This window comes from Nocardioides sp., from assembly GCA_037045645.1.
Classification (GTDB): Bacteria; Actinomycetota; Actinomycetes; order Propionibacteriales; family Nocardioidaceae; genus Nocardioides.
Genome location: JBAOIH010000010.1, coordinates 184,261 through 204,216 on the forward strand (window position 1 = coordinate 184,261; position 19,956 = coordinate 204,216).

At 67.8% G+C, this 19,956-nt stretch carries 17 protein-coding genes; 11 read left to right on the top strand and 6 right to left on the bottom strand.

Annotated elements, in window-relative coordinates:
* Positions 1 to 60: 60 nt before the first annotated feature.
* Both V9G04_17770 and V9G04_17775 read left to right on the top strand, forming a co-directional pair.
* A complete protein-coding gene (locus V9G04_17770; GenBank protein ID MEI2715086.1) occupies positions 61 to 1,251 on the top strand; it encodes a peptidoglycan bridge formation glycyltransferase FemA/FemB family protein in 1,191 nt (396 codons plus the stop codon).
* Complete coding sequence (locus V9G04_17775) at positions 1,248 to 2,297, top strand: alanine racemase (GenBank protein ID MEI2715087.1); 1,050 nt, start codon at positions 1,248 to 1,250, stop codon at positions 2,295 to 2,297. The genes V9G04_17770 and V9G04_17775 overlap by 4 nt, the downstream gene beginning before the upstream one ends.
* Before the next feature lie 29 nt (positions 2,298 to 2,326).
* On the opposite strand, the gene V9G04_17780 is transcribed toward V9G04_17775, so the two are convergent.
* Together V9G04_17780 and V9G04_17785 are read right to left on the bottom strand one after the other, a co-directional pair.
* The gene (locus V9G04_17780; GenBank protein ID MEI2715088.1) at positions 2,327 to 3,829 is read right to left on the bottom strand and encodes a glycosyltransferase 87 family protein; all 1,503 of its coding nucleotides are present in this window, start codon (positions 3,827 to 3,829) and stop codon (positions 2,327 to 2,329) included.
* Between the two features lie 55 nt (positions 3,830 to 3,884).
* Positions 3,885 to 6,161, bottom strand: coding sequence for a transglycosylase domain-containing protein (locus V9G04_17785; protein ID MEI2715089.1), 2,277 nt, complete (start codon positions 6,159 to 6,161; stop codon positions 3,885 to 3,887).
* Positions 6,162 to 6,268: 107 nt separating this feature from the next.
* On the opposite strand from V9G04_17785, the gene V9G04_17790 reads away from it, so the two are divergent.
* The 5 genes from V9G04_17790 to V9G04_17810 all read left to right on the top strand — a co-directional run bounded on the left by V9G04_17790 (position 6,269) and on the right by V9G04_17810 (position 9,686).
* Positions 6,269 to 6,829, top strand: coding sequence for a PadR family transcriptional regulator (locus V9G04_17790; GenBank protein ID MEI2715090.1), 561 nt, complete (start codon positions 6,269 to 6,271; stop codon positions 6,827 to 6,829).
* A gap of 76 nt (positions 6,830 to 6,905) precedes the next feature.
* Entirely contained in the window at positions 6,906 to 7,994 is a 1,089-nt protein-coding gene (locus tag V9G04_17795) for an inositol-3-phosphate synthase (GenBank protein MEI2715091.1), read from the top strand.
* 207 nt (positions 7,995 to 8,201) lie between these two features.
* Positions 8,202 to 8,354, top strand: a complete 153-nt coding sequence (locus V9G04_17800) for a hypothetical protein (GenBank protein ID MEI2715092.1) — start codon at positions 8,202 to 8,204, stop codon at positions 8,352 to 8,354.
* A 12-nt stretch (positions 8,355 to 8,366) separates the two neighbouring features.
* Positions 8,367 to 9,275, top strand: a complete 909-nt coding sequence (locus tag V9G04_17805; protein MEI2715093.1) for a hypothetical protein — start codon at positions 8,367 to 8,369, stop codon at positions 9,273 to 9,275.
* A 102-nt stretch (positions 9,276 to 9,377) separates the two neighbouring features.
* Complete coding sequence (locus V9G04_17810; GenBank protein ID MEI2715094.1) at positions 9,378 to 9,686, top strand: hypothetical protein; 309 nt, start codon at positions 9,378 to 9,380, stop codon at positions 9,684 to 9,686.
* 28 nt (positions 9,687 to 9,714) lie between these two features.
* Here the strand turns inward: V9G04_17810 and V9G04_17815 are convergent, their stop codons facing one another.
* From V9G04_17815 to V9G04_17830, 4 genes are all read right to left on the bottom strand, one after another.
* Positions 9,715 to 10,674 (bottom strand): hypothetical protein, encoded by a 960-nt coding sequence (locus tag V9G04_17815; protein MEI2715095.1) that lies wholly within the window; start codon positions 10,672 to 10,674, stop codon positions 9,715 to 9,717.
* Positions 10,675 to 10,930: 256 nt separating this feature from the next.
* Entirely contained in the window at positions 10,931 to 11,644 is a 714-nt protein-coding gene (locus V9G04_17820; protein ID MEI2715096.1) for an AIM24 family protein, read from the bottom strand.
* Positions 11,645 to 11,648: 4 nt separating this feature from the next.
* Positions 11,649 to 12,104: an SRPBCC family protein gene (locus V9G04_17825; protein MEI2715097.1), complete on the bottom strand. Its 456-nt coding sequence runs from the start codon at positions 12,102 to 12,104 to the stop codon at positions 11,649 to 11,651.
* A gap of 16 nt (positions 12,105 to 12,120) precedes the next feature.
* Positions 12,121 to 13,539: a CCA tRNA nucleotidyltransferase gene (locus V9G04_17830; protein MEI2715098.1), complete on the bottom strand. Its 1,419-nt coding sequence runs from the start codon at positions 13,537 to 13,539 to the stop codon at positions 12,121 to 12,123.
* An 85-nt stretch (positions 13,540 to 13,624) separates the two neighbouring features.
* On the opposite strand from V9G04_17830, the gene V9G04_17835 reads away from it, so the two are divergent.
* From V9G04_17835 to sigM, 4 genes are read left to right on the top strand one after another with little or no spacing between them, the layout of a single operon-like run.
* A complete protein-coding gene (locus V9G04_17835) occupies positions 13,625 to 15,655 on the top strand; it encodes a DUF6049 family protein (protein MEI2715099.1) in 2,031 nt (676 codons plus the stop codon).
* On the top strand, positions 15,652 to 17,403 hold the full coding sequence (gene murJ / locus V9G04_17840; GenBank protein MEI2715100.1) for a murein biosynthesis integral membrane protein MurJ: 1,752 nt from the start codon (positions 15,652 to 15,654) through the stop codon (positions 17,401 to 17,403). Before V9G04_17835 ends, murJ begins: the two co-directional genes overlap by 4 nt.
* A gap of 5 nt (positions 17,404 to 17,408) precedes the next feature.
* Complete coding sequence (locus V9G04_17845; protein MEI2715101.1) at positions 17,409 to 19,274, top strand: protein kinase family protein; 1,866 nt, start codon at positions 17,409 to 17,411, stop codon at positions 19,272 to 19,274.
* Positions 19,271 to 19,936, top strand: coding sequence for an RNA polymerase sigma factor SigM (sigM, locus tag V9G04_17850; GenBank protein ID MEI2715102.1), 666 nt, complete (start codon positions 19,271 to 19,273; stop codon positions 19,934 to 19,936). The genes V9G04_17845 and sigM overlap by 4 nt, the downstream gene beginning before the upstream one ends.
* Positions 19,937 to 19,956 lie beyond the last annotated feature (20 nt).

A 19,956-nucleotide genomic window follows, 5' to 3' on the forward strand; every position in this document is an offset into this window, starting at 1 on the left:
GGGGCCGGGTTCCTTCCGCACTTCGCGGGGTCGGGCAGGTGCCCCGCTAACCTGACGCACGTGATCGTCGTACGACCGCTGACGCCCGAGCAGCACCTGGAGTTCTTGCGATCTCGCGACTCCGCGAGCTTCCTGCAGACCCCCGCCTGGGCCAAGGTGAAGCCCGAATGGCGCGCCGAATCCCTCGGCTGGTTCCGTGGCGACGAACTCATCGGAGCGGGCCTTGTCCTGCACCGACAACTGCCGAAGATCAAGCGCTCGTTGGCCTACCTGCCCGAAGGTCCCGTACTGGACTGGGACCTCGACGACCTCAAACCCCTGCTAGACCCGATGGTGCGTCACCTCAAGAAGCAGGGGGCGTTCGCCGTACGCATGGGGCCACCGGTGATCACCAGACGCTGGAGCGCAGCCCAGGTCAAGGAGGGGATCGCGAATCCGGAGGTACGACGGCTCGGCGAGATCGCGCCGCTCGAACGTACGCCGGTCGGCGCGCGCGTCGTCTCGCAACTGCACGAGTTGGGCTGGAAGCCGCAGGCCGTCGAGGGCGGCTTCGCGGCCGGGCAACCGCAGTACAACTTCGTGATCCCGCTCGCGGGTCGCACCGAGGACGACGTCCTCAAGGGGATGAACCAACTCTGGCGCCGCAACATCAAGAAGGCGGCCAAGGAGGGGGTTGTGGTCACCCGTGGTTTCGAGACGCTCGCTAACGCTCGCTCCTCAACCACCGGGGCGGCTGCGCCGGTCGATCAGGGCACAGCTCGTCTCGAAACCACCGGGGCGGGCCTCAAGGCGTTCCACGACCTCTATGTCCACACCGCCGAGCGCGATCACTTCACGCCCCGGCCGCTGAGTTACTTCCAGACGATGCTCGACGCCCTCGGCGCCGAGGATCCGAGTCGGATCACGCTGTGGTTCGCCCACCACGAGGGCGACCTGGTCGCGAGCACGATCGCGATCCGGGTCGGCACCCACGCCTGGTATTCGTACGGCGCCTCCTCCACCGAGAAGCGCGAGGTCCGCGGCTCCAACGCGATCCAGTGGGAGATGATCCGCGACGCGCTCGCGAACGGCTGCGCCGTGTACGACCTGCGCGGCATCACCGACACCCTCGACGCCGAGGACTCCCATGTCGGGCTGATCCAGTTCAAGGTCGGCACCGGAGGCGAGGCCGTCGAATACGTCGGCGAATGGGACCTGCCGATCAACAGGGTGCTCTACAAGGCCTTCGAGCTCTACATGGCACGCCGATGAGCCTGACGCTGCACGTGGACGGTGACTGCTGGCGTACGCACTTGCGCGCGCTGGCCGACTCCGAACCCGCACTGGTGCCGGTCGTCAAGGGCAACGGCTACGGCTTCGGCCTGGCCCGGCTCGCACGCAAAGCCGAGTGGCTCGGCGTCGACACGTTGGCCGTGGGGACGTACGACGAGGTCTCGGCCGTCGAGCCGCGCTTCGACCAAGACCTGTTGGTGCTCACGCCGTGGCGTCCGTTCGGGGCGGCGAAAGATCAGCAGTCCAATCCCCGACTGATTCACACGGTCAGCCGTGTCGTCGACATCGCCGACCTGCTCAACACCCAGCCGGGAGCGCGCTTCGTACTCGAACGCGCCACCTCGATGCTGCGCCACGGCATGGACGCGCGCGCCTTGCGGGCAGCGGGAAGGGTCCTCAAGGAGGCCGGGCGGCACCGCCTCGAGGGCATCGCATTGCATCTGCCACTGGAGCAGGGATCGCACCTGTCCGAGGTGCAGCGGCTGATGCACGACGTCGTCGCCGCCGAACTCGACACCCGCACGATCTGGGTCAGCCACCTGACCCGCGGCGAGCTGGCCAGCCTGCGCGCCGCCTTCCCCGAGTACGTCTTCCGTCCCCGCATCGGCACCGATCTATGGCTCGGCGAACGGGCGGCCCTGCGGGTCACCGCAACAGTGCTCGACGTCCACCCGGTGCAGCGTGGCGACGTCTTCGGCTACCGCGGGCGTACGGCTCCTCGTGCCGGCCACGTCCTGGTCGTCTCCGGCGGGACCGCACACGGCATCGGGTTGGAGTCGCCGACCGGCGACACGTCGCTGAAGTCGCGCGCGGCCAGCATCGCGCGCGGCGGGCTCGACGCGATGGGATTCGTACGCTCCCCCTACTCCATCGACGGAAAGCAGCGGCTCTTCGCCGAGCCGCCGCACATGCAGGCCTCGATGTTGTTCCTGCCCGCCGGTGCGCGGGTGCCGCACGTGGGGGATGAGATCGACGTACGGGTCCGGTTCACCGCGACGCAGTTCGACCGGGTGGTCGTCAGTTAGGTGGTTTCGAGACGCCGCTGCGCGGCTCCTCAACCACCGGAGGACGGGCTGCGCGGCTCCTCAACCACCGGAGGACGGGCTGCGCCCTCCTCGACCACCGGAGGACGGGCTGCGCCCTCCTCGACCACCGGAGGACGGGCTGCGCCCTCCTCGACCACCGCCGCGCGCACGGGGTCCTGCTCGGGGTGGTACATGTCCCGCACGACCATTGCGCACAGATACAACTCGGCGGCCATGCGCAACACGATGGCGATCCAGTACGTCACCGCGTCGCCGTCGGAGCTGCCCGGAGCCAGGAACCCGCCGAGATACCACCACACGGACGCGAAATAGAGCGTCTCGCCCACCTGCCAGATCAACAGGTCTCGCCAACGCGGGCGCGCCATCACGGCCAGTGGCAGCAACCACAACACGTACTGCGGTGAATACACCTTGTTGACCAGCAGGAAGCCCACCACGATCAGGAAGCCCAGTTGGGCGAAGCGCGGGTTCACCGGCGCTCGCAACCCGACGATCAAGACGACCACGCACCAGGCGATGAAGAAGATCCAGGAGCCCCTGTTGATCGTCTCGGGAGTGAAGGTCTTGTCCATCGCCTGCGAGAGCACCAGCCAGATCGAGCCCAGATCCGCGCCTCGGGAGGAGTTGAACTCCCAGAAGTGCTTCCACTGTGCCGGGCCGGTCAGCAGCGCGGGCGCATTGACCAGCACCCAGGTGATGATCGAGGTCGACACGACGTTGAAGAAGTCGGCCAGTCGCTTCGACCGCAGACAGATGATCAGCAGCCCGCCGAGCAGGAACAGTGGATAGAGCTTCGTCGCGACACCGAGCCCGATCATGATCCCGGTCCATGTCGGCGACCCGCGAGTCCACGCCCACAGTGCCCCTGCGACGAAGAGCACCGCTACCAGATCCCAGTTCACCAGGCCCGAGAGCGCCAGCGTCGGCGCCAGCGCGAAGGGCGCGGCATCCCAGGGGCGTCCCGGATTGACCCGGGTCAGCAACCCCGCGGCCAGCAGCGTCACCAGCGCGAAGCCGATCGCGTTCACGACGACGTAGACCCGGACCTCCTTGACGATCTGCTTATCGCCCCAGAAGGAATCGACCGGCACCGCGGCTCGTTGCGCCAGGTCCGGTGCGCCGGTCACCCAGTGGGTGACGTACGCGGTGCCCCAGGCCCAATAGGAGATGCCGACGGGATACTCCATCACCTCGGGGTAGCGCCGCCGCGTCTCGGTGTCCTCGGAGTACGGCCACTCGAGCTCGGCCATCCCGCGCCCGGTGTAGAGGTAGGGCAGGTCGGAATAGCACATGTGGGTGTAGCGGGACTCGCCGTTGGTCCAGGACGCGTCGTAGCAATTGCCCTTCTGCCACATCCCCACCGCGAACGTGAGTGCGGTCAGCACCAAGATCACCCGCAGCGGCGTCCACCAGCGGTGCCGGCCCGCGCGCGACCCCAATGGCCCGCCGATGCTCTCGGAGAGTCGGCGGACGAGGGGATCCTCCACGGAAGGGGCCTGCACGGTGGCCATGGTGTCGTACGCCCACAAGGCCCGTCGAGAGGGACCTGTCGAAAGAACCCGCTGGCTAGCGCGTTCGCCCGTTGACCCACGCGGCTGCCGAGGCCGAGTCGGTCGGCACCGGGGTGGGCGGTGCGGTCGGCAGGACGGTCGGCACCTCGGTCGGCAACGTCGGCGGCGCGATGGTGGGCTCGGTCGTCGGCGCCTGTGTGGTCGGCGGCGCCTCGGTGGTGGGCGCCTCGGTGGGCCTGGTCGTCGGCACGCCGAGGCTCTTGGTGGGCCGGGGCTTGTTCGTACGCCGGGTCGGGCGCGGTCGCTGCGACTGCGTCGGCGGGGCGTACGTCTGCTCGTGGCCGCTCGACGGCGCGTCACCGTCGACGAATGCGGGCTCGGGGAACTCCTCGACCGGCAGACCATCCATCATCGTCTGCATGAGCGCGGTCCAGGTCTGCGCCGGGTAGGAGCCGCCGTAGTACGACGGCAGCCATGCGTCGAGTTGGTCGTCACCGTCACCACGCACGTACATCACCGCCGTCGCGATCTGCGGTGTCATGCCGACGAACCACGCCGACGAGACCTGGTCCTTGTCGTTGGTGGCCGTGCCGGTCTTGCCTCCCGCCGGGCGGCCCAGTGGGCGAGCCGCGGTGCCGGTGCCCTCGGTCACGACCTTCTGCATGGCGTACGTCGTGTCGGCTGCGATGTCGGGGTCGATCGCCTTGGTGCTCGCCGTCTTGTGCGCATAGACGGTCTCGCCGGCTTTGTCGACGATCTTGGAGATCACGTAGACGTCGTGGCGCCGGCCTTCGTTGGCCAAGGTGGCGTACGAGTTCGCCATGTTGATCGGGCTGATCCGCGCGCGGCCCAGCGTCACCAGGGTGTCGTCGGGGGACAGGTCGCGGCTCGTCGACGGAATGCCCGGGTACTTCTTCGACGCCTTGTCCGGCGGGATGCCCAGGCGCAGCATAGTGTCGTAGGTCTTGGCGGGTCCGTCGTCCATCGAGTCGGTCATGTCCACGAACGCGGTGTTGATCGACTCTTGCAGCGCATAGGTCATCGACACGGCCGAGCCGTAGTCGGTGCCGGTTCCCGAACCCTCGTTCTTCACCTCGAGGCCGTCGGGGAACTCGAACGGCGAGTTGCCCTCGAAGGTGTCCTTGAGCGCGAAGCCCTCCTCCAGCGCCGTCGCGACCGTGAACGGCTTGGCCGTCGAGCCGATCATGCCGCCCGCGACGGCCCAGTTGATCTGCGAGTCCAGGTAGTCCTGGCCACCGTAGAACCCGAGCAACGCGCCGGTCTTCACGTCGACGCTGGCGGTGGCGACGTGCAGCGCTCCCTTGTCGAACCCCTCGGGTCGCACCTCGATCACCGCCTGCTCGGCCGCACTCATCGCCGCCGGGGTCAGCGTGGTGGTGACCCGATAGCCGCCCGAGTCGATGTCCTGGTCGGTGTAGCCCAGGCGCAGCATCTGGTCGCGCACCAGCCGCAACATGTGCCCACGCTGGCCGCCGTACCTGCTCTCGCCCTGGATCTCGGGGAAGGCCGGCAACTTCTTCTTGGCCTTGTCGGCCTGCGCCGGGGTCACGGCACCCATCGTCGCCATTCCGCTCAGGACATAGCGATAGCGCTCGCGCAGGCGGCGCTTATCGTCCTTGCCATTGGCCGGGTCGAGGTTGTTGGGGTTGTTGATCACCGAGGAGAGCACCGCGCACTGGCGCAGGTTGAGGTCCTTGGCGGGCACGTCGAAGAACGCCTCCGCCGCGGCCTGGATGCCGTACGCGCCGCGGCCGTAATAGATCGTGTTGAGGTAGCCGGCCAGGATCTCCTCCTTGCTCTGCTGGCGGTGCAGCTTGAGCGAGATGATCGCTTCCTTGATCTTGCGGGTGAGGGTGCGCTCCTGGGTGAGGTAGAGGATCTTCACGTACTGCTGGGTGATCGTCGACGCGCCCTGGGTCGAGTTGCCGCGCGCGTTGCTGAAGGCGGCGCGAATGATGCCCTTGGGGTCGATGCCGCGGTTGGTCCAGAACGTCCGGTCCTCTCCCGCGACGACGCCGTCCTTGATGCAGTCGGGCATCTCTTCCAGCGGGATCGACTCGCGGTTCTGGGTCGCGAAACTGCCGATCTCCTGCGTGCCGTCGGCGTACAACACCTTCGTGGTCTGCGCGGCGAAGTCGCGATTGGGGCTCGGGATCGAGATCGCCCGATAGAGCACTGCGAAGGTGAGTACGCCCATCAGCCCCAGGACGAGTCCGAGGATCAGCAGTCGACGCAACCATCGCCACGGCGACTTCGGACGGCGACCCGGACGCTTGGTGACGGCCGGCCCTTCGGCTCTGCGCTTGCTCACAATCGCTCAGGGTACGCACCCGACCTGGCAACGCCCCTCCCGTCGCGTACGTGACACTGGACGCATCGATTCGTCGGATCGGTGGGATATATCGCTACGATAGGTCGGTGGCACGGCGCGCGGAGACGATCGAGTTGGCAGTCCTCGGACTGCTGCACGAGGGTCCGATGCACGGCTACCAGTTGCGCAAGCGCCTCAACCTGATGCTCGGCTGGGGGCGCGTGCTGTCGTACGGCTCGCTCTATCCCACCTTGAAGACACTGCTGCGAGCGGGCTTCCTGGAGGAGATGCCCGGCGAGGCGACCGCGATGACGGGGCGCCCGCGCATCGTCTATCGGGTCACCGAATCCGGACATCGCGAGTTCGAGCGCTTGATGTCGGAAGTGGGTCCCACCGCGTGGGAGGACGACAACTTCGACATCCGCTTCGCGTTCTTCGGTCGCACCGACATGGAGATCCGGCTGCGGGTGCTCGAGGGTCGTCGCACCCGGCTGCAGGAGCGCCTCACCCGGATCCAGGACGACCTCGAGGCCACGCAGGCCGAGGTCGACCGGTATGCCGACGAGTTGCAACGCCACGGGGTCGAGTCGGTCGAGCGCGAGGTGCGCTGGCTGTCCGACCTGATCAACAAGGAGCACCAGGGGCGCGCCCCCGACTCCATCACCTGAGCGAACGACAGCCTCCGGGCTGATTGAGCACCATCCACCACTTCAACAAAGCACCACATCTAGTTAGGAGAGCCCCATGGGTTCGGTACGAGTAGCCATCGTCGGCGTGGGCAACTGCGCCACCTCGTTGATCCAGGGTGTCGAGTACTACAAGGACGCCGATCCCGCCGGGACCGTCCCTGGGCTCATGCACGTCACCTTCGGCGACTATCACGTCTCCGACGTGGAGTTCGTCGCGGCGTTCGACGTCGACGACAAGAAGGTCGGCAAGGACCTGTCCGAGGCGATCAACGCGTCGGAGAACAACACCATCAAGATCGCCGACGTGCCGACCTTGGGTGTCGAGGTGCAGCGCGGCCCGACGCTCGACGGCCTGGGCAAGTACTACCGGATGACCATCGAGGAGTCCGCGGCCGAGCCCGTCGACGTGGTGTCGGTGCTGCGTGAGCGCGAGGTCGACGTGATGGTGTCGTACCTGCCTGTCGGCTCCGAGGAGGCCGACAAGTTCTACGCCCAGTGCGCGATCGACGCTGGCGTGGCCTTCGTCAACGCGCTGCCCGTCTTCATCGCCTCCGACCCCGAGTGGGCCGCGAAGTTCGAGGCCGCGGGTGTCCCGATCGTCGGTGACGACATCAAGTCGCAGGTCGGTGCGACCATCACCCACCGCGTGCTGGCGAAGCTCTTCGAGGACCGCGGCGTGTCGCTCGACCGGACGTACCAGCTCAACGTCGGCGGCAACATGGACTTCAAGAACATGCTGGAGCGCGACCGCCTGGAGTCCAAGAAGGTCTCCAAGACCCAGGCTGTCACGTCCAACCTGCACGGCTCACTGGCCGGCAAGGTGCACGACAAGAACGTGCACATCGGCCCGTCCGACTACGTGCAGTGGCTCGACGACCGCAAGTGGGCGTACGTGCGCCTCGAGGGCCGTGCCTTCGGTGACGCGCCGCTGAACCTGGAGTACAAGCTCGAGGTCTGGGACTCCCCCAACTCGGCCGGCATCATCATCGACGCGATCCGCGCGGCCAAGATCGCCAAGGACCGTGGCCTGGGCGGCCCGATCATCTCGGCGTCGTCCTACCTGATGAAGTCTCCGCCGGTGCAGCTTCCGGACGAAGAGGGTCGGGCCCGGGTGGAGGCCTTCATTGCGGGTGCCGAGGAGTGAGCCCGGAGGTAGCGACGAAGTCGCTGCCGTAGAGCGAGCCCCGATTTTCTGAAGAACTGCGGCCGGAGGGCCGGTCCGTCTCGATGACGGGCCCCCTCCGGCCGCAGTTCTTTTCCGAGTGATTCTTGTATCACCTCCTTGACACAAGGGCTGGCCGAGGTGCACGCTGATCTTGTCCCAATCATTTGATACAAGTAGGTGGATCCGATGGGCGCTTCACTCCTCGCCGTTCTCGTGCTGGCCTTCGCCGTGCTGGTCGGTCTCGCCACGGTCGTCCTGATCGTGGTTCTGGTCGCACGATCTCGCCACCAGTCGAACGCCGCAGTCGCACAGCAGCCGCACCCGCCGATCGCCGATTGACAGGCGGCCCAGGTGTTCGTGGCCAGTTGGCTGATCGTTGCGGTCCTCGCCTTCGCGCTGATCTTCCTGGGGTTGATCTCCGTCATCGTGATCGCCCTGAATCGTTCCGCGCCGGGCAGTGTCGTACGTGAGGACCTGCGGGTGTTGCTCGTACGCGCGCTCGGCCTCACTGTCGGGGCGGCCAGCGCACTGTGGTGTGTCTACGGCGTAGCGCCGTTCCTCGAACTCGGCCGAGGCGCCATGCTTGCCCCCGTCGCGCTGGGCATCGGCGTGCTTCTCGGCGCGATCCTGGGCGAGACCGTCGCGCGCCGACGTCCCCGTACCGGAGTGCGCAGCGCCAGTCTGGACACTCGTCGGATCCGCGACCATCTGCCGCGCGCCCTCACGGCGGCGGTCGGGATCAACTTCGTCGGCGCCTTGGCTCTGCTGGCCTTCACCACCGCATCTGCGCATCCCGACGATGCGGGGCGCACGGGGCGGACACTGTGGCGCGCCTGCACCACCGCGTACGCCTCGGCGCGAGGTCCCTATCCCGGCTCCTTCTACAGCCTGTGGTTGTCCGTCGGTCTGCTGATCGCCCTCGGCTTGGCGCTGATCGCGGCACGGCAGGTCGTCCTCCGCCCGCGCGGCGTCGCGGCAGACACCTTCAGCGACGACGTGCTGCGCCGGCGGTCAGTGGCGGCGGTCGTCGCCGGTCTCGGAGTCGCTGTCGCGGCGCCGACCTTCGGCGTCTCCGCCGTTGCGGGCATCGCACTGGGCAGCCACTCGTGCGCTGCCACGAGCTGGATTCTGATCGCTCTCGGGGCAGCCTGCCTGGCACTACTCAGCCTCGCAGTGGTGGTGTGGTCGGCGTTCACGCTGCTGGCCCCTGGGATCGCCGTCCGCTCACGAGCGCCCGGGCGCGCGCAGGTCGGCGCATGAGTGCAGCCGAACTGACCGTGGATCCGAGCGATCCGACCCCGCCGTACGAGCAACTGCGCCGCCAACTGGTCGAACTCATCGCGACTGGGAGGCTCGCTGGCGGTGATCGTCTGCCACCCGTACGCCAGCTCCGCCGGGGACCTCGGTCTGGCCAACGGGACCGTGGCGAGGACCTACCGCGAACTCGAATCAAGTGGCCACCTGGTCACCAGCCGCGGCGCGGGCACCCGGGTCGCAAAGGACATACGCCCAAGCCCTGCGGTCGAACTGTTGCGCGAGCATGCCGAGACGTACGCGCTGCGCGCCCGCGCGCTCGGCGTCGGCAAGGCCGATGCACTCGCCGCTGTGACTGCGGCGTTCGGCCACCCTCCCAGCGGGTCCAACGAGGCCGACCGTAGGGGCGCGAACTGACCGCAGCCTTCACCACGTTAGTCAGCCTTCACGCAACGCGCCGCTTCTGGATTTCGGGAGCGACATGTTCCAGCAGCGCTGCGCGACCCGAGCTGGCGAAAAGGGACTCGCGAAACAGGCGCCACCACGCTCGGATCCGACGTGGATCGTGCGTCCTGCCGATGGACCGATCAGCATCCGCAAGGATGCCGACTGGGCGACTGAACAGGTCTCGGTCGGTGTAACCGTTTCGCAGCCATCCGACGCTGTTGATCGCGCGATCACGGACGCGGTCTTGGCGGTGCTGCTCGACTTCGGCATGGTGTTGCCCGTCGTACTCCTGGAACGTCTGAGTGCCCACGAGCAGCAGCTCACCGCGAGCAACGAAGTTGCCATCGGCATCGCAGAGCTCGAACTGGCTGACCACGTCGATGCCACACACAACGTGGAGCACCCGAAGTAGGTCCTCCATCACCGATTCAGCCATGGGATCGATCAGCGCCATCGCGAGACGTAACCGCCCGATGCCGCGGCGATGCTCGGGGGTCGTCATCCAGAGTTCGATGAGCTCGATCTCCTTGGCCCGCAAGGCTGATCCGATGATCACCACCAGGTCGAGCACGGACAGATAGGCCGCACACGTCAAGATCGTCTCGGCCGGAGTCGTGACACGTAGTCCGTGGACAAGCTCGGCCGGTGGCACCTGCCGATGTCGCGTCACCTTGATCGCGCCAGGGCGCACCGGGGCAGTCCGCCCATAGTCCATCGCGGCGAACACCGGCAGTCCCGCGGGCAGCGGCGGCAACGCCCAGCCACGCACCTGCGCTGCGGTCAGCCCACTGAAGGCAGCGGTGCCTGGAAGCAGCAGTTGCCAGGCCGTCAGCCGTGCTCGAAACGGGTGGGGAGCGTCCCGCCGCACGTGTACGCCGCGGGTGACTGACTCGTACGCCGCTCCAGGGCGCCGACCCGCGACGGCCTGATCGGAAACTGGTCCTGGTATGAACTCCATCCCGGCAGGCTTCGCGAGCGGACGGACAATCCAGGCTTTGTCCCGAGTGGGCTGTGGAAAAACTCGCCGATGCAGGACCCTGTGGAGAAGAAGTGGCTCGTGAGGGGACAGGCCCGCCAAGGGCGGCGAAAAGAACTGCGGCCAAGAGCCGCCAACTTCGCGACCCTGGCTGCCACGCGGCCGCAGTTCTCCAGGGGGGGTGGACGCCGGCCGCAGTTCTTCAGCAGGGGTGGTGGACGCCCACTCGCAGCCGAGCTCAGCTCAGCAGGTTCCCGATCACACCACCGGGGCCGCCCGACGAACTGCCTCCTGACTGCGGCGGCGTCCACTCGTACGCCTGGACGACCACGAAGCCAGGGCCGTGGAAGACGTATTGGAACGCCTCGCCGGAACCGCCGCGCAGCATCGACTTCATGTTCATCGAGTTGTGCATCGTCGGCACGAGGTTCGCCGACCAGCACACCGCAGCCTGGACGTCGACGTACGTCGGTTGCTGCGAGCAGTCGAGCACCACCGGGTGGCCGACCACATTGATCGCGACCGTACCGCTGCCGTTGATCGTGGTGTTGAAAAGCCCGCCGGCCATCATGCCCGCGCCCTTGACCCGGTTGATGTCCCACGACAGCGAGTCGTCGAACGCCATCAGGTTGCGGGCGTTGATCGACAGCGCCTCGTTCTCCAGGTGGAGCAGGTGTACGTATCCCGCCTGATCGGCGAAGAAGACCTCACCCTGCCCCGAGACCCGCATCAGCGACACGTCCTCCGACGTCATCACCTTCTTGGCGAGCTTGGCGAAGCCGCCGCTCTTCTCGTGGTCGAAGCGCACCTGGCCCTGATAGGCCACCATGCAGCCCTTGGTCGCCAGCACGTCCTGACCCAGATGGACGCGAAGCATCTGGGCGTTCTGGAGGACGAAACGCTCCTGGCTCTGCTTCTCGAGATTGTCCTGGGCGAAGAGGTCGCTGCGCATGACCTCAGCCTTCCACGTCTGACTTGATCCGAACCAGGGTCTGGCGCATCCCTTCGGCCAATTCCTGCTCGAAGGTCTCCGCGCCGCCGAGGATGCGTTTGGTCAACACCTTGGACAGCCCGGAGATCCCCTTCGGGGTCTCCCGGCGCTGAGTCAGTCGCGTTCCGGCCGCGGTCGGCTCCAGTTCGAAGGACCAGACCGACCAGTTCTCCTTCACCCGGAAGGCGAAGTCGCGGTGCGGTTCGAACCGTACGACCTGAGACTGCGTCGGCCAGAACAGCGGACCGCGACGGTTGAAGTTGAGCACCTTCGTGCCCTGCTGCACCGGCCCTCGTACGACCGACTTCACCACCTGCGGGCTCCACTGCGCCATCCGTGCCAGGTCGGTCACCGCCGCCCACACCTTCACCGGCGGCGCGGCGATCTCGATGGACTCCTGCAACTGTGCGGGCTCGCTCATGCGCAGAGCGTACGGGTCACTCCCGCTCGGCCCACCAGGAGCGCAGCGCCGCCTCGGCTTCCTGCGCCGTGGAGGGGCCGTGATCCATCCGGCGTTCCAGCAGGAATTTGTACGCCTGACCCACCACCGGGCCGGGCGGGATGCCCAGGATCGCCATGATCTGACTCCCGTCGAGATCGGGGCGCATCGCGGAGAGCTCTTCCTCTTGCGAGAGGCGCTCGATGCGGGCTTCGAGATCGTCGTACGTGCGCCGCAGCCGCTCGGCCTTGCGCGCGTTGCGCGTGGTGCAGTCGGCGCGGGTCAGGATGTGCAACCGCTCGAGTTGGTCACCTGCGTCGCGGACATAGCGGCGTACGGCCGAGTCGGTCCACTCCCCCGAGCCATAGCCGTGGAAGCGCAGGTGCAACTCGACCAGCTTGGAGACCGCCTCGATCTGGTCGTTGGAGAAGCGCAGCGCCTTCATCCGCTTGCGGGTCAACTTGGCACCGACCACGTCGTGGTGGTGGAAGGTCACGGTCCCGTCGCCGACGAACTTGCGGGTGCGTGGCTTGCCGACGTCGTGCATCAACGCCGCGAAGCGCGATACGAAGTCGGGTTCTCCACCCAGGCGGGACTCCTGGGCCATCGCCTGTTCCAGCACGGTCAGGGTGTGCTGATAGACGTCCTTGTGCCGGTGGTGCTCGTCGCGTTCGAGGGCCAGCGCGGGAAGTTCGGGCAGTACGTGTCCGGCCAGCCCGGTCTCCACCAGCAGGGTCAGCCCCAGGCGGGGGTGTGGCGCGCAGATCAACTTGACCAACTCGTCACGCACCCGCTCGGCCGAGATGATCGTGATCCGTTCCGCCATCGCCGTCATCGCCGCCACGGTCGCCGGATCGACCGAGAAGCCGAGCTGAGCCGCGAAGCGCGCCGCGCGCATCATCCGCAAGGGGTCGTCGGAGAAGGAGTCCTCGGGACGGCCGGGCGTCCGGATCAGGCGGTGCGCCAGATCGACGATCCCGCCGTACGGATCCTCGAACACCCGGCCAGGCACCGACACCGCCATCGCGTTGATGGTGAAGTCGCGCCGGCCCAGGTCTCCGGTGAGCGAGTCGCCGTAGTTGACCTCCGGCTTGCGCGAGGAGGGGTCGTACGTCTCGGACCGGAACGTGGTGATCTCGACGATCCAGTCGCCCTTGCGGCAGCCGATCGTGCCGAATGCGCGTCCGATGTCCCACACCGCGTCCGCCCAGTCGCGGATCAACCGCTCGGTCTCCTCGGGACGCGCCGAGGTGGTGAAGTCCAAGTCGTTCTGCAGCCGCCCGAGCATCGCGTCGCGTACGGGACCGCCCACGAGCGCCAACTGGTGGCCGGCGTCGGCGAAGCGGCGGCCGAGCGGATCGATGACCTCGGCCATCCGCTCCAGTTCCGCGCCGACGCGCTGCTGGACCTCGACCATGCTGAGGACGTCGGTGAGCTCTGACACGACCGCACACTCTATGGGGCTCACCGGTTCGAAGCCTTGTCGCCGGTACCGTGGACGGGTGCGCGGTCCCCGATCCTTGATGGCTGCTTTCGCGGTCGTCAGCCTGATGGCCGCGCCCGCGCCGACCGTGGCCGCTCCGCTCGACCTCGGCAGCGACGACCCGTTGACCGTCACCATCGACCATCTGGCACCTGCGGTGATTCCCAAGAAGGGCAGGATCCGCATCAGCGGCACCATCACCAACGAGACCGACGACACCTGGACGGCCATCAACGTCTATCCGCTCACGTCGCAGACCGCCCCGATGACCACCGAGGCCGAACTCGCCGCCGCCACCGAGGCCAACCCGGACCTGCCGGTGGGCAGCCGGATCACGGCCGTGTCCCAACGCATCGACAGGCTGGCTCCGGGTCAGAGCACGAACTACTCGCTCAGCATCCCTCGGTCTCTGCTCGGCATCGACGGCAGCGACGGCGTGTATTGGCTCGGTGTCCACGCCCTGGGGCACAGCCCGAACGACGAGGACCCCGACTCCGACGGGAAGGCCCGCACGTTCATGCCGTTGCTCGACGCCCCGCGTGCGAAACAGGAGATCGCGCTGGTGGCGCAGATTCGCCGGCGCGTCCCGCGTCAGGCGGACGGGCGGCTGGGATTCCCGGAGCGGTGGTACGCCGACCTCGAACCCGACGGCAATCTCGACTGGGCGCTGAATTTCGCTGCCGCCGCGACCGATCGCCCCCTCACCTGGATCATCGACCCAGCGGTGCTGGAAGCACTGAACACGCTGGCCAACGGCAACGAACCCCTCCTGCCCACGGAGGTGGCCACCACCAACCCGGACGGGGAGCAGGAGCCGCCCGCCGACGCGGCCAACCCACTCCCTGGCGAGTGGTTGAACACGTTCGAACGCCTGACCTCCGGGGATCAACTGCTCGCACTGCCGTACGGGGATCTCGACGCCTCTGCCGCGAGTCGGCTCGACCCCGACCTCCTGGAGCGCGCCAAGACCAAGTCGGAGGCGGCCGCCGCAGCACTCGGCCTGACGACCTCGCGAGTCGTCTCGGCACCGAACGGGCGGCTGTCCCCGGAGGCGATCGCCGACGGCAGTGGCGAGACGGTGATCGTGTCCGACGTCTCTGCTGGCATCGATGCGTCCGCGCGGGCCGTCATCGGCGGCGTACCCGTCTATGTGAACTCCACCGGCGCCGTGTCGGGTGGACCCGGCCCCGACGACCGCGTGACGACCACGCAGATGCGGCAACGCCTGGCCAGCGAGGCGGCCGTACGCATCCTCGGTCACGAGCGCGAGCCGCTGGTGGCCGTGTTGCCCGTCGGATGGCGAGGAGCCGATGTCGACGAATTCTTCGCCGGGCTCGACGCGAACTGGATGCGCTTCGTCACCTTGGACCAGATCACCCCCTCGGCACGGACCCCGATCCTGGATGCGGACGCCTTCGACTACTCCGACGCCCGGGAAGTCCCCCCGGAGAATTTCACGACCGCCGAGGAGATGATCGCCAGCGGGGAGCGCCTGCAAGCGCTGCTCGTCGACGCCGCCGGAGTCGGCGCAGCCGTGACCGGTCAGGCCCTGTCCGCACTGTCCTTCTGGGAGCGCGGCCAACCCCTCACCTCCCGATCCGCGATGCTGCGCGCCACGGAGTACCTCGACACGAGTGCGGGCAGCGTCACCCTCAACACCCGACCGTCACTGACGCTCACCAGCGAGTCCGGCGTGTTCCCGGTGGGGGTGACCAACGACCTGTCGGTGCCCGTGCAGGTGCGCATCGGGGCCGAGTCCGACGACGACCTCACGATCACCGGCACCGAACTCCTCACCCTGCAACCCGGTGAGACTCAGGTCTCGCAGCTGACCGCAACCGCCCGCAGCATCGGCGTCCACAACCTGACGCTCTATCTGACGACGACCGACGGCACCCGGCTGCCCGCCGAGGTGGAGTTCCCGGTGCGGTCCAATCAGGTCAGCCAGGTCATCTGGGTGTTGATGGGTCTGGGGGGCGCGGTGCTGTTCTGGGCGGTGCTGATGCGAGTCGTACGCCGGATCCGTCGCGGCCGAGGGGTCACCGAGTGAGCACCGACGACGATCAGCGCAAGATCCTCAACTCCAGCGCGGTGATGGCGGCCGGCACCCTCTTCTCTCGACTCAGCGGGTTCCTGCGTTCGGCGCTGCTCGTCGTCGTGCTCGGCAACCTGCTGCATGCCGACATCTACAACCTGGCCAACACCGTGCCCAACATGCTCTACATCCTGTTGGCCGGCGGCATCTTCAACGCGGTGCTGGTACCGCAGCTCGTACGCACGATGAAGGCCGACGCGGACGGCGGGGCGGCGTACGCCAACCGGGTCGTCACGCTTGCCGCGCTCTTCCTCGGCACCGTCACGGTGCTGCTCGTGATCGCGGCCCCCTGGGTGATGTCGGTGTTCCTCGACTCGTCGTGGGATTCCGCGGCGCTGGCCGGGCAACGCGAATCGCTGGTCACCATCGCGCGCTATTGCCTGCCGCAGGTCTTCTTCTACGGCATGTTCGTGCTGGTCGGGCAGATCCTCAACGCCCGCGGCACCTTCGGCCCGATGATGTGGGCCCCGATCGCCAACAACGTGATCTCCATCCTGGTTCTCGGGCTCTATCTGGTGACCTTCGGCCCGGCCGCGAAGATCTGCTCGGAGCTGTACGACGGCCCGGCCGCTCCGGTCGACTCCGTACTCAGTGCCTACACCCCCGGCCGGGAGGCACTGCTCGGACTCGGCTCCACCCTCGGGATCGCGGCTCAGTTCGTGATCTTGTTGCCCTATCTGCGCAAGGCGGGCTTCCGGTTCTCGCCCCGCTTCGACTTCCGCGACACCGGACTCGGCCACACCCTGCGTCTGGGCGCCTGGACCGTCGCGTTCGTGATCGTCAACCAGATCGCCTACACGGTGGTCGTACGCCTGGCCTCCTCAGGCACCGCGAGCGCAGCAGCCGAGTGCGCGGCGCCCGCCACCCAAGGCACCGGCTACACGATTTACAGCAACTCGTTCCTGCTGGCGATGGTGCCGCACTCGATCATCACGGTCTCGTTGGCGACCGCGATCCTCCCGACGCTGTCGGCGCGCGCCGCGGACGGTGACCTGGTCGGGCTCGGGCGTACGCTCTCGCGCACCCTGCGCAACGCGCTGGCCGTGATGATCCCGTTCGCGCTCTGCCTAGCGGTGATCGCGCCGTTCCTGGCCAAGGTCGTGTGGGGGCTGGGCGCCGGATCGGACTCCTATCAGCTCTATGTCCCGACGCTGACCCTGTTCGCGGTGGCGATCGTCTGCTTCACCGTGCACTACCTGATGCTGCGCGGCTTCTATGCCCTGGAGCTCAATCGCACGGTGTTCTTCGTCCAGTGCGCCATCGCCACGACCAACATCGTGGTCGCGATCGTGCTGGTGCGCGCCACGTCGGCCCAGCACACCGCACCGGCGTTGGTGTGCGCGTACCTGAGCGCGTACGCCCTGGGTGCCGCGGTCTCGTACGCGTGGCTGCGCCGGCTCGTGGGCGGGTTGCAGACCCGCGAGACCATCCGTTTCCTCGTCCGCGCGTTGATCGCCGCGTCGATCGCGGCGGCCAGCGCCTACCTGGTGTTGCAACTGTGTGACGCGCTGTTGCCCGAGCGTCCCAACTGGTTCGTGGCGGTGGCCGTGGTCGCCGTGGTCGGGCTGCTGGACGTGCTGGTCTTCGTGGGGTTGGCCAAGGCGATGCGACTGGATGAGGTCACCTCCGTCGTCGAGACCGTGACGGGTCGACTAGGGCCTACGATGGCCATCGGTTCTAGACGGTCTCCACGGAAAGGCTAGGAACTGTGCCCGGCAGGATCCACGCCGGCGACTTGATCGCAGGCAGGTATCTGGTCGCCGACCTGCTGATCGAGAGTGAGGGCGGCCGTTTCTGGCGCGCCGAGGATCAGGTGTTGGGTCGCCACGTCGCGGTTCATATCGTGGCCGAGGACGATCCGCGCGCGGAGTCGCTGATGGCCGCGGCGCGTGCGTCTGCCCGACTGCACGATCCCCGGGTGCTGCGCGTGCTCGACGCCGACGTCGAGGGCGGCATCTGCTACATCGTCAACGAGTGGGGTGACGGCACCTCGCTCGACATCAAACTCCTGCGCGACGGCCCGCTCTCCCCGCGCAAGGCGGCCTGGGTGGCCGGTGAGGTCGCCTCCGTGATCGCCGCCGCGCACGAGGCAGGCGTCGCGCACGGCCGGTTGGCACCCGAGAACGTGCTGTTCGACCCGCACGGCGCCGTACGCGTGATCGGCCTCGCGGTCGAGGCCGCGCTGTGGGGCCTGCCTGCCGATCGCCGCGGCACCGATGTGCACGACCTGATCGGCATCCTCTACGCCGGACTCACCGGTCGCTGGGCGGGGGTCTCACGCTCGGAACTGCCGCCCGCGATGACCGAGACCGGTCGGGTGCTCCGGCCCCGGCAGGCCCGCGCCGGCATCCCGCGCCTGCTCGACGACATCTGCGACCAGGGGCTCAACCCGTCGCTCTATTCCGGGCGCAGCCATGCGCGGATGGCGTACGACCTCGAATCGGCCCGCGGGATCGCCGCGGTGTTGCAGGAGTTCGTGGGTGACCCGGTCGGGCTCGCCGAGACCGGCACGAGGCTGGCGTTGCCGCCGCTGACGGACAGTTCGACCCAGGTCCTGTCCGCGCCCATCCCCGCGGAGTCACAAAAACCCGCCGAGGAGTCACGAACTCCCGCCGAGGAGTCACAAAAGCCCGCCGCCAAGCCGGTCGACGGGGTGGACCAGCCCACCGAGGCCGGCATCCCGGTCTTCGACGACTCCGACACGGTGGGCTGGATCTCACGCTCGACCGAGACACCCAAACCGCCACCGGCACTGGACGACCCGCCCGATCGACCGCTGTTCGCGCCGGAGCCCCCCAAGGGCGAACCCGTACGCAAACCGCGTGCCGGCGTCGTTGCCCCCAACCCGGACGACTACTGGCCCTGGGGTGAGGGTTCGCGTTCGGGGAGCCTGGCCGGCATCTCCACGACCACCGGCCACGGCCTGAAGATCGTCGAGGACGAGGTCGACGACAGTCACGTTCCCGGTCGACGCTCGATGCGCGCCGCGTTGGCGGTGGCGGCCATCACGGTGATCGCGGTCGCGACGCTGATCATCGTCAACCTTCTGCAAGGCCGTTCCGCGCTGACGTTCGACCCCATCAGCAAGAATGATCCGACCTCGTCCACGACGACGATCAAAACCGAGCTCGTCGAGCCCGTCTCAGCGCGCGACTTCGATCCGCAAAGCGAGGACGGCTCCGAAAACCCGGACCAGGTGAAGGCCGCCATCGACGGCGATCCGACCACGGCGTGGCGCACCAGCGGGTATGTCCAACAGTTCGGCGACACCGGTCTCAAGACCGGGGTCGGCCTGGTCGTCGATCTTGGCGAATCGCGCACCGTACGCCGGGTCAAGCTGACCTTCCTCGGCCAGCCCAACGGCGTACGCCTGTTCGTCCTCGACCAGGATCCGCAGCGCCTGGCCGGGTTGGATCCGGTCGCGTCGGTGACTGGCGTCGGCACCGAGTGGACTGCGGACGTCAACACGCAGGGGCGCTACGTCGTCGCGTGGTTCACCGCACTCCCACAGGACACCGACGGCCGCTTCCGAGGCCAGATCGCCGAGGTCGCGGTCTCGGCGGTGCAGCCGTGAGTCCCGACCGTACGGATCGCGAACTCCTCCAGGCACACGTCGACGGCGACACCGAGGCTTTCGCTGTCCTCTTCGCGCGCCACCGCGACCGGCTCTGGGCCGTGGCCCTGCGCACGATGGGCAACCCGGACGATGCCGCCGACGGACTCCAGGACGGCCTGATCGCGGCTTACCGTCGGGCTTCGTCGTTTCGCGGGGACAGCGCGGTGACCACGTGGCTGCACCGGGTGATCGTCAACGCCTGTCTGGATCGGCACCGCGCGGCGAAAGTACGCCGCACCGAAGCCTTGCCGGACGATCTCGAAGAGCGCGGCGACCGGGGCTCCCTGGTGAGCGCGGACACCCGCGATCCGGTGGATGCGTCCCTGGAGTCCGAGCAGCGTCGTACGGTGTTGGCCGCCCTCAACAGCCTCCCCGCCGAGCAGCGTGCTGCGCTGGTGCTGGTCGACATGGAGGGTTATCCGGTCGCCGAGGTCGCGCAGATGCTCGACTGCGCCGAAGGCACGGTGAAATCGCGTTGCGCGAGGGGCCGGGCCGAGCTCGCGGTGCTGCTGGGGCACCTGCGTGCGGCGGACCACGACGAGGATCCGCAGCTCGTACGGAACCCCGAGCCGGACTCGGCCGTCCTACCCCACGACCCCGGCCGCGGTCCGCCGCCCTGAGCAGCGACCACGATCCCGTG